The following is a 14,009-nucleotide window of genomic DNA, read 5'->3' on the forward strand; positions in this document are numbered from 1 at the left end:
ATGATGATTATTGAAAATTTAGAATTTTACATTGTTCTTGCAGCATCCTTGATGCTTCTGAGTGTTTTTTCGAGTAAAATTTCAGATAAATTTGGCATTCCTACGCTCTTCATTTTTTTGGGGCTTGGAATGCTTGCAGGCTCCGATGGCATTCTTGGCATTCATTTTGACAATCCTAATTTAGCGCAAAGTATCGGCACCCTTGCATTGATTTTTATTCTTTTTGGCGGAGGAATCGACACCTCATGGAAGGCCATTAAACCCGTCCTCAAAGAGGGGTTGCTGCTCTCAACCATCGGTGTACTGTTAACCGCACTCCTAACCGCTGTTTGCGCTTATTATCTCTTTGATGTGAGTATGCTTGAAGCGTTATTGATGGGAGCGATTATCTCTTCAACCGATGCGGCGGCTGTTTTTGCTATTTTACGTGCTAAAGGAATCTCTCTCAAACGCCCGTTAGCGCCTCTTTTAGAGCTCGAATCGGGAAGTAATGACCCTATGGCTATCTTTTTAACACTCACCATTCTTCAGCTCATTTTCATGCCAGAGGGCACCTCTTTTTTTGAACTCATCAGCAGTTTTGTGCTCCAATTTCTAATCGGCGGCCTGATGGGCTATCTTTTTGGTATTTTACTGCCTGCGATTTTAAATCGGCTTCATTTAAGCTACTACGGACTCTACCCCGTCTTTAGCATCGCATGGATTCTTCTTCTTTTTGGGGCAACCGCACTCTTAGGTGGCAATGGCTTTTTAGCTGTCTATATCGCAGGAATTGCTGCGAATGCACGTGAGTTTACCCATAAAAAAAATCTTGTGGGCTTTCACGATGGTTTAGCATGGATCATGCAGATTTGGGTTTTTCTCACCCTTGGCTTACTCGTTTTCCCATCAGAACTTCCCACGATTGCGTGGCAGAGCGTTACTATCGCTTTGTGGTTAACCTTTATCGCACGACCGATAAGCGTTTTTCTAACATTGGTACGTACCCATTTAAATCTCAATGAAAAACTGTTTATCGCGTGGGTTGGACTCAGAGGTGCGGTTCCCATCGTCTTGGCGACCTATCCATTTTTAAAAGGGTTAGAACACTCCTCAATGATTTTTAACACCGTCTTTTTAGTCGTGCTTATTTCACTTTTGATGCAAGGTATGTCACTTCCTTGGGTAGCGCGATTTTTGGGTGTGGAAGAGAGTGTTCCTGCACCATACACCGCGGAGGTACCTTCTTCGCCACTTTTTTATGCTGCACTCAAACAGCTCTATGTGCAAAAAGGTGCAGAAGTCATCGGAAAATCGTTAGCAGAACTGGAACTGCCTTCAGAGTTTTTAATCGTCTTGATCGACAGACAGGGAAAAAGCTTGAAACCCACAGGTTCCACCTTGTTTCAAGAAAACGATCTTTTGCTCATCTACTGTGATAGTAAAGAGCACTTTGACGCGGTTTCAAAACGCTTTAAATCTTTTTACATGTAAAACGCTTGCTTAGAGCTTATTGCTCATTAAAAGCGCATTGACCATCGGATGCAACAAGGTTTCGCCACGCAGTGCAAAGAGCTGTACTTCGTTGAAGTAGTAGTCAGATTTGCCGTAAAGGCGGTATTCGTAGGCGCCAAAGCCGTAGCCCATCGGGGTGATTTCGACGCGTGAGTACCATGCGTCTTTGGCTAAGACGTAGCGCTCGGTATCTTGGGCGTAGACCCACACGACGATCTCTTTTTTGTTTTTTTGACGCTCTAGCCATAAAAGGACATTGCCAACATCATTGAAAAAGTAGGTGTCGCCATTGGGTAAAACGGCTTGGGCGGAGTTGAACAGATCGACGATGGGCACGCGACTTTCGATGCAGATGTACTGCTCTAAAACGATATCCAAAGGCTCTTTTTGCGTATTGCCATGGCGTACCAACACACGGCTTTCGCTGATGTCCATGGTGACAATAAGCAGGGCTAAAACGCCTAAAAGAAGCACCGTGGCAAAGGAGGATTTCATCATAGAAAAACCCCTGTCATGAGGTAGTAGCGCACCACGTAAAAACTACAGATGAGTGCGGTGATGGTGAGGCAGATGGAAGAGTATTTAAGCAGATAAACGTACGATTTTTGGGTGATTCTCTCGATCAAAAAAGGCATGATGCCAAAAAATATTCCCAAGAAGAGCGATCCCCAAATGAAGTAACCGATGTAATAATACTCCTTTTGAAGCATGCAGTACGGGCACTTGTGGTTGGGCATTTCATAGACGTAAAGCCCGAAAAAATAGGTGATCGCGTAGTAGGCAATGAACAAGAAAAGCAGATTACATGTAAAGCTTGCCATCGTCTGTTTGAGCGTGTTGAAAAGTACAATGACACCAAAGAGCGTGTAAAAAAAGAGCACCAAAAGTGTTTGGGTGTAGCCAAAAGGAAGCTTGGGCGCTTGAAAAACAACGCTGCAACAAAAGACGGGAACGGTGAGCGGAATGTTGGAAAAGTAGAGAATTTCCAGTACAAATTCACCTAAAACACCGACAAAGAGCAAGGTAAAAAGAAGGTATTTGCGTTTCAAATAGGGGAAGATGATGGAAGCAAGATCGAGTTTATTGACAATCAGCCAGAGTCCAAATCCAAAAATCAGCAGTAATTTTAAAAGAAGAAGCGCGTTGCCATAATGATTCGCGCCCACAACGCCTGCGGAGCACATGGCGCCTGGGACGATGCCCGCTAAGGAATTGAGCGATTGGATAAAAAAGAGGAACAAAATCACTTTACATGTAAGCGTAAAATAGAGAATCGTATTGACCAGATAGTTCTTTTTCTCCAGCGCATATTGCAACGGTGTCGTCGCGTCAAAATCCCAATGGCGCACAATGCTTACGATGTTCACCTGTGAAATCGCCATCAAAACAATGAGGATCAGCTCAATGAGTAAAAAAACGATGATCTCATTGGAGAGAAAGATACTCATTGCAAAAGCTCACCATCGCGCATATGTACGCATCGATCGATGCACGAAAGATCATCAAACAGCGTATCGTGCGTGGCAATGACGACTGTTTTATGAAGTAGCTTGAATTTTTTCAAAATTTCAATGAAGATTAACGAATTCTCTTTGTCCAAATTGGCGGTTGGCTCATCGGCTAAGATGATCTCAGGCTCCATTACCACGGCTCGTGCGATCGCGCAACGTTGTCTCTCGCCACCGCTTAAACTGCCCACCTTTTGATCTTTCTTATGCTCGATGTTGGCAAGTTCCATCGCCAGACTTACTTTTTCGTGGATCGCCTCTTTGCTAAAGGATGTCAAAGCCAAGGGCGCTAAAATGTTCTGATAAACACTCAAACCCTCTAAAAGGTTGAACGACTGAAAGATGAAGCCTATCTTTTGGTGACGAAAGGCGGAACTCATGATGTCGGGCAATTTGGCGATGTTTTGCGCATTCACCAAAATCTCGCCCGAACTGGGTTTACTGAGTCCTCCGAGAAGCGAAAGCAGTGTACTTTTGCCACTGCCACTCACCCCTTTTAAGATCACGATTTGCCCATCTTCGATGCTGAGATTGATATTTTTAAGCGCATAAAAAGCGTTGGGTTTATTGGGGTTGTAAAGCTTATTGAGGTTTTGAATGACGATTTGACTCATGATTTCACCGCCTCGCTCATGTCGCTGATCGCGATTTTCCACGCAGGCAAGATGACAAACGCCAAGAACGGAATGACGCCAAAGAGGAAGATCAAAAAGAGCAGATTGATATCCACCACAGGCGTGAGGGAGATGCTATTTTCAAGCTCATTGCCTAAAAAAATGTTGCGAAGGTAGGGCGCATTAAAGACAAACACATAAAGGTAAGCCAACGCTACACCCAAAAGGTACGCACTCACAGAAACAACGGTGTTTTGAATGAATTTAAGCGCGATGATGTCTTTGATGCAAAAGCCAAGGCTTCGTAAAATTGCGATCTCTTTTTTCTTTTCGCCATACACCAAGCTAATCTGGTTTTTAAGCAGAATGAAAAACGAAACCAACGCAATCACGTACAAAATCATAAAAATGCCCCCTTTGTAGTAGTACACATGACGCACCGCGCTCATGGCATCTTCTTGCGTGGTCGCTTTGGCACTGGGGTAAATCTCGACAATTTTAAGCGCAACATTGCCCACTTCATTGGGGTTGGGAACGCTCACATAGAGCTTTGAGTACTCATCCATCTCCATGCCCAGCACTGCGCGCGCCGTGTTGGGGTTGAGAAAGATCGCATCGTTGGAGAGGATGTTCGTTCCTTTGGGGGCGATTTTGTTGATTTTGACTTTAATGAGGCGCTCTTCGGTGAGGAAGTGAAACTCATCTTCGTAGTACAATTCCGCCATCGCTTTTTGCACACCCTGACCTATCACCATCTCATCTTTTGCCAAGCTAGCATCACCGATGATGTGAAACCACAGACGCTTTTGCGCAAAGTAGTGATAGCCATCGACCACGCCTTCGACACTGCTCACGCCTGTAATTTGAGAAGCGTCATACACATGCCCTTCGTGCATCTGATACGCTCGCCCTGCCCTTGTGTTTTCGACGACAATGGAAGGCTGAGCGTTGATGCTTTGGATCAAATCGTACTGCAACGAGTCCGAGATAAAAAGCACCGAACTTAAGATAAAGACGATAAACGAGAAGATCAAAAAGCTAAAAAGATGGTCATTTCGATCTTTAAAAAGCAGTAAAATCGCATACTCGACAAAGTTTTTACGGAACATACACAAACCTTTTGTATTCGTGTGTTGGGAAGCTCAATGACGGCTTAGCATCTTTTACATGTAACGAGAGTGCGGTGAGCTCTTCGGCTTTTTTTTGAGTAGGAAAACTAAACGCATGCACCACCAATACCAGATAAAGTATCGAAAAAGAGGCGGCGAGCATGGCTAGGAATTTCATAGACTTTTGACCAACGCTTCGGTGATTTCATCAAAAGCGATCACTTTTTGACCGTTATGATCGCGGGAAAATGTTTCTGCCTCTTCTTGCGTTGCAAATGGAATGAGTTCACTGCCCATCGGTCCATAAACATTCGAGCCAATGACATAAAATGCTTTGGTAGCTTCGAGTTTTGAGAGCTTGTAATAATCACTGACATAAAATTTATCGCTGCTTAATTTTCTGGCATACGCGTATTTCATCATATCTTTGACGCCATCAAAATAAAATTTTTTCTCTCCATCGTACAGCGCGACCCATTGCGGGTATTTGGCGACAAACATGCCACAGATGGGGCATTTTGCATCTTTGGGAACCTCTATTTTTGTAACAGACGCTACGGTTGGAGCTGTGGCTTTTTTCCCAAACTCGTTAGGAAAATCTTCCGCCGCTACGGCAAACGCCGCTTCAAAATTCATGATTTTACCACCGTTGTCCGAGACAAAAAGAAGCGCATCTTTTTCATTGCCAAACGCGTAACTGCTCGTGCGTGTCATCGTTCCTCGCACTTTACTTCCCACAACATAATAGGCTTTTTTCACATCAATGAGCTCTAGCGTGATCGTGTCCACCACTTTGGCATCCTGTGGAATCACGCCCTGTGTTGATTCGTAGAGGCAGTGAATGGAGCAATACTGATGGTTCTCGTGCGTATGACTCGTTTTGTAAAACTTGACTAAGTGCATTCCACAGTTGGGACATGCGTACTTCTCTTTGCCAGATTGTATCAGTGTAGCATTGCCTTCTGGAACGCTTTGGAACATCTGTGCATACGCAGAATTGAGCAAAATAAATAGAATTAAAACCGCCCGTAAAACCATCATTTCTCCTTTACATGTAAACCATTATTTGGTAATTGTCTCTAAAAGCGTGACGTTCTCACAGCCCTCTTTGAGCCCTTTGTCACAACTGCTTTTGAAAAGCTCTTTGGCTTTGGCATTGTCGGCACCAACACCTTTGCCTTCTGCGTATAAAATGCCAAGGTTGTTGCAGCTCTTCTCAAAGCCACTTTTGCACGCTTTGTCGTAAAATTGGCTGGATTTTTTATAATCCTGCGCAACCCCTTTACCCACAGCGTACAACAGCCCTAGATTGTCGCATCCAATGGCAAGATCGCCATCGCAGGCTTTTTGGTAGTATTCACTCGCTTTTTTATAGTCTTGTGGCACGCCACGTCCCTGTGCTAGAAGAAACCCTAAGTTGTTACAGCCCATTAAGTCCTCATTTTTGCACGCTTTTTTGTAAAACTCTGCCGCTTTGGCATAGTCTTGACTTACGCCTGCGCCATTCGCATACAAAAGCCCCAAGTTGGTACACCCTTCATCCTGTGCACAGGATTTTTCGTAAAACTCTTTCGCTTTGGCAAAATCTTGTTTGACACTCAGTCCACCTGCATACGCAACGCCCAAGTTATAGCATGCGGACGCAAAGTCAGCAGAACACGCTTTTTCATAGAGCTGAATCGCTTTTGCAGTATCTTTGGCAACATTACCCGTGCCTTCTGAATATAAAACACCCAAGTTATAACACCCAGAAGCTTTGCCTTCATTGCACGCTTTGTCATAAATCTCAACGAGTTTTTGATGATCGCCACTCTCTTTGGCGTCCATGCCCTCTTTGATAAAACCAGCGTGTGCCATGACGGCGCAGGCTATTAAAATGAGAAGTTCTTTTTTCATTGTTTTTCCTTTTTCATAAGACTAAATTGTTTTAACATCTCTACCCTTATACGCCAAGGCACACAGAGCAACTACGCATAATAGTGTGTAATAGACAAAACTAGGAACAGCAGGACTCGCCCCCGTTGCGGCGTACGAGTGCATGCCTGTGAGGTAAAAATTGACCCCAAAATAGGTCATCATAATGGAACTGTACCCCAAAAGCGATACTATTGAAAAAAGATACACGGAGTTTAGTTTGGGGATAAAGCGAAGATGCAAAATGAGCGCATAGACGATGATCGAGACAAACGACCATGTCTCTTTTGGGTCCCAACCCCAGTAACGTCCCCACGACTCATTTGCCCAGATGCCTCCAAAAAAATTGCCGATGGTAAGCATACAAAGCCCGATAATCAGGCTGATCTCATTGATCGCGACCAAATGCCTGATCTGCTCGTTCATAAGCGAAGCATTCTTTTTGTTTTTTAGCATCATTAACACCAACGTAATCAACCCAAGCAGTGCGCCCATACCCAAAAAGCCGTAACTTGCCGTAATGACCGAAACGTGGATGGTGAGCCAGTACGATTTTAACACTGGCACAAGGTTGGTGATCTGTGGATTGACAAAGCTCATGTGTGCAACAAGCATCACAATCGCCGCTAAAATCGCAGCAGCAGCTAAAGAGAGAATGGACTTGCGAAAGACCATCACACCTGCAAAACTTGCCGACCAACCGATATACACCATCGACTCGTACGAATCACTCCAAGGCGCATGCCCTGAGATGTACCACCTCAGAGCCAAACCAAACGTATGGACGATAAAGGCTGCGATAAAAAGCGATAAAACGACCTTTTCAAGGCGTGGATAACGTTTACATGTAAAGATGGAAAAGACCGCCAGTGCAAACGCGCCAAAGCCAAGCAAGAAGTAAAACCCAACGAGTTTTTGAAACAATCCCATGTGGTTGTACAGCACTTCAGCACGAATACGTGTTTCACTTGGCATGATCTCACCGCTTTGGATGCGTTGATTTTCTTTAAGCAGTGAGAGTGCTTTGTTGGCATTTTCCCAGTGATTATTGGCTACACCCTCTTGCAGTGCTACAAAGTAATCATTGAGGGTACTTTTGACTTCACGGCTCACCATTGGATTGCTAAACGCATCATTAGGAGCGATCCATGTGTGCGTTGCATCGTTGGGGATCGGAATAAATTTAAAAAAGACCCCTTTGAGGGTAAGGTACGCGATGTTGAGCTTTTCATCGAATTTAATTACATCGTTATCAAAGGTATCGCGTTTGGACCCAGCTTTTTGATTGGCAGCACTGACCTGTTTTGCCAATTTATAATAGCCCTCATCATCAAACATGGAGGCGAAACTCACATATTCGGTTTCAGGTGGTAAACTGAGCACTTTTTTAATGTTTGTATTGGAGAGCTTGATGATGGGAAGCTCTTGCCAAAGAGCAGCGTTGGAGCTCATACCCAAGATCATCTGCTCAGGGCTCAACCCAAAAAGGGAGCTTTTACCTGCTATTTTATGGACAATTTCAACAGCTTCGGTGCTAATGGGCTTGATACGCCCCGCGTAATCTTGCACCAACAGAGCGCTAAATGCGCCATTGGCGTGCTCATACGAGTTTTTACGAAACAGTTCCAGAGAGTCTGTCGTGTCTGCTTTTAAAGGCAAGCTTGAACTTAAAAGCAGTGGCAAAAGAAGGGCTAAAGCGCTTTTTTGCAAAAAGGCGCGCAGTTTTAGAAACCTGCTTCCTTTGGTAAAAAAGTTGCCGATAAAGCCAACACAGAGCAGAAAATACCCAAAATAAGTCGGCCATTTGCCTGGATCCTTGTTCACTTCCAAAATCGTTCCTTTCTCGTCTGTATCATAGGAAGATTGGAAAAAAGTGTACCCTTTATAGTGCAAAGGATGGTTCATAAAAATGCGGTACGGCAAGGCTCTCTCTTCTGCTTTGTCCAGAACTTCGATCTCACTGGCGTACGAAGAGGGACTTTTTGAACCTGGGTAGCGCTCTAGTTCAAACTTAATCAGTTTAAAAGAGAATGGCAATTCAACCACTTTTGAACCCCATGAAAGGGCTATTTCGACATCATCAAAGCGAAGCAAGGTTGGCGGCTCAATCCAGCCAGCGCCGCCTTCGATTTTCACTGTTTTTAATTTATTATCATACGTTGCTTCCACCATCAATGAACTCAGTTCACCTTTGGAGCCAGCATGGAAGCTTTTGTAGTTTACATGTAAAACTTTTCCATCGATCATTTCGCTGTACGAAAAGGCATTGTTACCCAGTTGTGCTAAAGCAAGTGGGTACTCAAAAAGCTCTTTTTCGGTTCTAATTTGAAAATAAGGCTGAACGCTGAGCATCTCATGTTCGCTCAACCCTTCGCGGATATGAATCACACCCTCATACCCAAAGTAACGCGTCAATGCAGCTCCTATTAAAATCGCAACGAAGGCGACATGAAGAACAAACGCACCAAACTTTTTCCACATTTTGTTTTTGTAAATAATGCCAAGCAATGAGAGGGTGAGCAGAAGCATCACCCCTTCGTACCATAAGGCATCATAAACCACGACTTTAGCACTTTGGGTGTCGTAAGCACTCTCGATAAACGTCGCAACGCCTGCACCCAAACCCAAAATAAACAACATGAAGAGGATAAACGGATACGAAAAAAAATGTTTTCCTAAAAGGGATATAAACTTCATGTTAAACCTTTAAAATCAAATTGATACGTCTTACACGCCAAACGTTTGTCCTGCGTAAATAATAAACATTCTTAAGCACAAAACGCCTGCCACACTCGCCATTCCAGAGAGGTAAAAAGCCGCATGCGAATGCGCCACATGTTTGCCCAACGCAAAGTTAAGCACCAAAGGAAGCCCGAAGCCAACACCCATCACACCAAACCAAAAGAGGTTGGCATAGACACCACTTTGAAACGCAACCGTCGTGGTTTGTTGAAACTCATTGCCGACTAAAAGCGAAACAAAGAGCATCGCAATAAGCATAATCTCAACCGCCATAATCGGCCATTCAATGACGTGCAAAGTTTTCATATCAGACGAATGGGCATCTTCTTTAAAGAACCACGTAGCCACCATACTCGCAGACGCCGTGCCTGCTGAAAGTCCTGACACGACAAAAAGAGCGGGTAAAATGGCGGTATTTAAAATCGGAAAACGTACCAAAACAGAGATCAAAAAGCCCGTATAGGCACAAATCACCACGGCAAAGACAACGCTTAAAACCTCGATCAAAGGACGGAATTTTCGTAAAATTCCCATGATAAGCGTGAAATAGCCCAAGAGTTGGCTCTTTTTAGCCAACACCACAGAGATCTCTTTTTCAAACAGATACAGACACATAATGAGTGTCAGTGGGATATAGACCGAAATCGCCATAACACCAATCGACATGACCGAAGAGAAATTGTAGTGAATCAAAATCTTCCAAAAATAGAGTGGTTTTTCCAAATCACCCACCAAAAAGACCATACCCAAAGCAATCGTCACAAAGGAGACCAAAGAGGCAGCTTTAAGAAGAGGTGTATCCTCGTGTTGTTTTTTATAAAAACGCACCAATAAAGCAACAATCAAAGCACCACCCGAAATACCCGCAAGCAGCAGATACACCGCGATCGGCCAGCCCCACTCAACACCATGTGAAAACCCGTATGTAAAATTAATGGCTCCATTCATATCACACCCCCACCTTTACAACCGGTATGTAGCGCAGACTTGGCTTCGTTCCATAGGTTGGTTTCATGCGCACGGAATCTTTTACATGTAAGATCTGATTGATGTACGCATTTTCATCGTTCAAGTCCCCAAACACGAGCGCTTTGTATTTACACGACTCCACACACGCGGGCTCTTTGCCTTTGGCTAAATTCGTATTGAGGCAGAAGTTACAGTTTTCAGCCGCTTTGGTTTTTTTATTGATAAAACGCACATCGTACGGACACGCGACGATGCAGTATTTACAGGCGATGCAATCATCGGGATTCATCGTGACAATGCCCGTTTTAGCATCTTTGTGACACGCTTTGCTTGGACACACCGCAACACAAGGGGCATCTTCACACTGCTGACATGAAACACGCACATACTTCTTTTCCATCGGTGTCTCAGGATCGGTTTTATTTTCAAGATAAAGGCGTACTTGACCTTCAGGCACATCATTGACTTTTCGACACGCTACTTCACAATCGGTACATCCCACACACTTGTTTTGATCAAAAATCATCCCATAGTGCGGTTTTTTTTCTGCTTTTTCTGCTTCCATTGCAACACTGTAACCCGCAGTGCCCAAGCTCACAGAACCAAGACCTAAAACTTTTAGAAAAGCTCTTCTTTTCCCGTCATTTTCCATCTTCTCCTCCAATTCGTGTAGATGAATACACAAGACCTACAGTTTCTTTTTCTCGATACCGTGGGCTTGTTTTATTTCCTCATCGCTCAGTGGTTTTGCACTATTAGCAAGCTCCCCTGGCTTCAATACTTTCAGTAACTCAACTTCAAAAACCACCGTTGAACCTGCTGGAATCTCTTGCATATCTGCATTGCCGTAGGCTAGTTCACTCGGAATAACCAACTTGTATTTAGAACCTTCATTCATCAACATCAAACCCTCTTGCAAGCCATCGACAATGTTGATCATCGAAAGATGAGACGGCTCTTTACGCACATACGTGTCATCAAACACCATGCCATTGACCAAATACGCCTTATAGTTCATCATCACGATGCTCTCTTTTTTAGGCTTTTCACCCGCACCTAACGTGAGCACTTCGTATTGGAGTCCTGACTTGGTTGTTTTGACATTTTTGTTTTTGGCATTCGTTTCAAGGTATTTTTTACCCTCGGCAATATTTTGATCTAAGGCTTGTTTGAATTTTGCTTGGCTCACTTTATTGAGCGTCTCTGCTCGGTCATTGAGGTACGTAACAATCTCTTCATCTTTGAGCTTTTGCTGTTTTTTCAAAGCATCGATAAACCCATCAATTACCGCATTGACATCCGATTTTGCCCCCATTTCAGACTGCTCAAAAAGTTGGTTGGAGATATAGCTTCCCGTGGATACACCAATACTGTATGACTCTTTTTGTACTTGTGTTTTTAGCTCACCAGCAGACGCCCCCGAAACCAAACAAATAAATACAAATAATCCTGTTGTGAGTTGTTTACGCATCATCTTCATACCTTTACATGTAAAATGAAGTGGGCTATGAAATGCATAGCCCACTTTAACGTCGCACATTAAGTGCAACACCTATTTGAGATTTTTATTCACCACGCGTTGTGCTTCGTTGATATACTCAACCGCCGCATCAAGTCGTTGTTTGGTGTACTTAAATCCGTGCATACCCCATGAACCATCTTTTTCAAGAAGGTCTACGGTATCTTGCGCTTTTTCGATCAACTCATAGACTCTGGTTTTATCCGATGCAGGAAGTTTTTTGACTTCGAGCATGGCGTAAAGACCTTGGATGCCGATTTTTACCTGTGTAAATTTCTCTTTCACAGGTGTTTGCCAGCCCATAACCTCATCGTACGCTTGTTTTTGATCTTTAAAGTGAAGTGTCTCTTTCAGTTCTGATAGTACAGGACTGTGACACCCTTTTGCCTCAACTTGATCTTTGTCAGCCCATGTTGTACGTGCACATGACCACATCAAGTCTACAAAGTTACGGCCCTCTTCATTACGATCAAAATGCCAATCTTTCGCATCTCTTGGACCCGTTGCGGCAGAACCTGCAACCAAAGATTTACGTTTTGGATCCACATCAATTTTCCAGATATGAGACCTTCGTTGCGTATCAAATCCCGCTTGATCTTGGAATTGGATGGCATAGAAGTTTTCACAACTCATCATAAATGGCATGTGACATGTTGCACAACTGTTTTTGCTATGCGTATCCGATTTAGACTGGATATACGCTTGCTCTTTGTGACAATCTTTACACTCTTTTTTGAGTTTTGGTTTGGTATAAAGGGAGCTTAAATAACCTTGGTTAGGGTTATAGTTCATACTTTTAATCTCTTTTTCGCCCGTTACAGGACCTGTGACATCGTGTGGATCATGGCAGGTTGCACAACGCATCCCTTTATCATAGTGTGCTGTAAAGTAGGTTTGAGCACCCTCCGTTCCACATCCAGGTCCCATAGATTTGAATTTTGAACTGAGTGCAAGGTCTGGCTTACCGATATTCGCTGGGTTTTTAGCCAAATCAGGACTGTAATCAAATCGTTGGTGACAGCGTTCACAATTTGAGATCAAAAGACCCGAACCACCTTCTAAGTGACCGCCTGCGCCATGACACTCTTCACAGGAGACGCCTTTAGAGATGGTGTGTTTTTGAAGCTCTTTCGCATTACCAAGTGCTGAGAAGAACTCGTTTTGGTTTTTAAAATCAAACCTCCAAGGGTGGCATACTTCACAATACGAAGTCGATGCTTGGAACGCCATTGATTTTTTGTATTTGGCCGCATACGACGCTAAGCCTCTTACATAACCACCATTTTCGCCATACTCTTCTAAGGTTACAGGAAAATCTGGGACCCATTTTTTGATTTTCTTTGCAACTTCAGGGGTAAGGTTAAGCGCCCATGTTCTTTGCCATTGGTTTGCACCCGCGACAATTTGACCTGTACCATTTTTAAGAAGACCGCCTTCAACATGGTACGTTCCACGAAGCAACCACGCATCGAAGAAACCTAACTTTGTTCTAACATGACCTACGGTACAATAGATGATATCAGGGGTAATTCCTTTAGGGAGAATTGACGCTGTATCTTTGTCAAACACAGGATCGGTCAAGTTGTTGTTAAACTCTGGATGTTCTCCTGGGAACCTGATTGTGGTGGCGTGTCGCGACCTGCTCCAAGTCTCATATTGCGCAGGGTGACACTCACCGCATTTCTCTGGCCCAATGAATTTATTGGGGTATTGAAGCATTGAACCACGTGCGACTCTGTACATCATAGAGCTAATGCCTTCGCCGTCACTTCGTTTAGAAGCTTTGGACATTGCTTTACCATGACCCTCAGCCACCCACTCATGTCCACGATCACCTACAGACATTTTACCAACCGTTTTTCCACCGTATTTGGTAAAAATAGGATGGTTTTTAAAGAGCCAATCATACATAACCTGCTCTTCGACAATATAGTCTTGCAACGAGATAACGCCTCTGCTTTCCTTTGTCCCTTTAGGATTAGCAATGACATCTCTTGCTTCCTTAGTCATTTGCATCCCCTCCATTCCTTCGGCGTTTAGACCAACGGAAAAGAGATTGATGCACATGAATAAACCAAGTAACACTTTGTCCCAATTTTTCATGTTTCCTCCTTTGAAAAATTGAATCTCTCATCACCTT

Annotated in this window: 13 protein-coding genes; 1 reads left to right on the forward strand and 12 read right to left on the reverse strand. The window is 43.8% G+C overall.

Translation table 11 applies throughout. From position 1 onward, the window contains the following. Positions 1 to 3 precede the first annotated feature (3 nt). Positions 4 to 1,473 carry a potassium/proton antiporter gene (locus SMUL_RS14075; RefSeq protein ID WP_038534062.1) on the forward strand — a complete coding sequence of 490 codons (1,470 nt, stop codon included), beginning with the start codon at positions 4 to 6 and terminating at the stop codon, positions 1,471 to 1,473. Positions 1,474 to 1,482: 9 nt separating this feature from the next. Here SMUL_RS14075 and SMUL_RS14080 read toward each other — a convergent pair whose 3' ends face one another. The 12 genes from SMUL_RS14080 to SMUL_RS14135 form a co-directional block, all read right to left on the reverse strand. Next, the gene (locus tag SMUL_RS14080; protein ID WP_025345897.1) at positions 1,483 to 1,992 is read right to left on the reverse strand and encodes a hypothetical protein; all 510 of its coding nucleotides are present in this window, start codon (positions 1,990 to 1,992) and stop codon (positions 1,483 to 1,485) included. Beyond that, positions 1,989 to 2,942, reverse strand: a complete 954-nt coding sequence (locus SMUL_RS14085; RefSeq protein WP_025345898.1) for a hypothetical protein — start codon at positions 2,940 to 2,942, stop codon at positions 1,989 to 1,991. The genes SMUL_RS14080 and SMUL_RS14085 overlap by 4 nt, the downstream gene beginning before the upstream one ends. Then, complete coding sequence (locus tag SMUL_RS14090; protein WP_025345899.1) at positions 2,939 to 3,616, reverse strand: ABC transporter ATP-binding protein; 678 nt, start codon at positions 3,614 to 3,616, stop codon at positions 2,939 to 2,941. The genes SMUL_RS14085 and SMUL_RS14090 overlap by 4 nt, the downstream gene beginning before the upstream one ends. Continuing rightward, a complete protein-coding gene (locus SMUL_RS14095; protein ID WP_025345900.1) occupies positions 3,613 to 4,725 on the reverse strand; it encodes an ABC transporter permease in 1,113 nt (370 codons plus the stop codon). The genes SMUL_RS14090 and SMUL_RS14095 overlap by 4 nt, the downstream gene beginning before the upstream one ends. After that, entirely contained in the window at positions 4,715 to 4,903 is a 189-nt protein-coding gene (locus SMUL_RS14100) for a hypothetical protein (RefSeq protein WP_025345901.1), read from the reverse strand. The genes SMUL_RS14095 and SMUL_RS14100 overlap by 11 nt, the downstream gene beginning before the upstream one ends. Further along, positions 4,900 to 5,766 carry a nitrous oxide reductase accessory protein NosL gene (locus SMUL_RS14105; RefSeq protein WP_223809721.1) on the reverse strand — a complete coding sequence of 289 codons (867 nt, stop codon included), beginning with the start codon at positions 5,764 to 5,766 and terminating at the stop codon, positions 4,900 to 4,902. The genes SMUL_RS14100 and SMUL_RS14105 overlap by 4 nt, the downstream gene beginning before the upstream one ends. Before the next feature lie 21 nt (positions 5,767 to 5,787). Next, positions 5,788 to 6,621 (reverse strand): SEL1-like repeat protein, encoded by an 834-nt coding sequence (locus SMUL_RS14110; RefSeq protein ID WP_025345903.1) that lies wholly within the window; start codon positions 6,619 to 6,621, stop codon positions 5,788 to 5,790. Between the two features lie 21 nt (positions 6,622 to 6,642). Next, on the reverse strand, positions 6,643 to 9,336 hold the full coding sequence (gene ccsA, locus SMUL_RS14115; protein WP_025345904.1) for a cytochrome c biogenesis protein CcsA: 2,694 nt from the start codon (positions 9,334 to 9,336) through the stop codon (positions 6,643 to 6,645). A gap of 30 nt (positions 9,337 to 9,366) precedes the next feature. After that, positions 9,367 to 10,329 (reverse strand): NrfD/PsrC family molybdoenzyme membrane anchor subunit, encoded by a 963-nt coding sequence (gene nrfD, locus SMUL_RS14120; RefSeq protein WP_025345905.1) that lies wholly within the window; start codon positions 10,327 to 10,329, stop codon positions 9,367 to 9,369. A 1-nt stretch (position 10,330) separates the two neighbouring features. Continuing rightward, positions 10,331 to 11,002 carry a 4Fe-4S dicluster domain-containing protein gene (locus SMUL_RS14125; protein WP_025345906.1) on the reverse strand — a complete coding sequence of 224 codons (672 nt, stop codon included), beginning with the start codon at positions 11,000 to 11,002 and terminating at the stop codon, positions 10,331 to 10,333. 36 nt (positions 11,003 to 11,038) lie between these two features. Beyond that, positions 11,039 to 11,821, reverse strand: a complete 783-nt coding sequence (locus SMUL_RS14130) for an FKBP-type peptidyl-prolyl cis-trans isomerase (RefSeq protein ID WP_025345907.1) — start codon at positions 11,819 to 11,821, stop codon at positions 11,039 to 11,041. A gap of 81 nt (positions 11,822 to 11,902) precedes the next feature. After that, positions 11,903 to 13,972, reverse strand: coding sequence for a cytochrome c (locus SMUL_RS14135; RefSeq protein WP_025345908.1), 2,070 nt, complete (start codon positions 13,970 to 13,972; stop codon positions 11,903 to 11,905). Positions 13,973 to 14,009 lie beyond the last annotated feature (37 nt).

It is taken from the genome of Sulfurospirillum multivorans DSM 12446, assembly GCF_000568815.1.
GTDB lineage: Bacteria > Campylobacterota > Campylobacteria > Campylobacterales > Sulfurospirillaceae > Sulfurospirillum > Sulfurospirillum multivorans.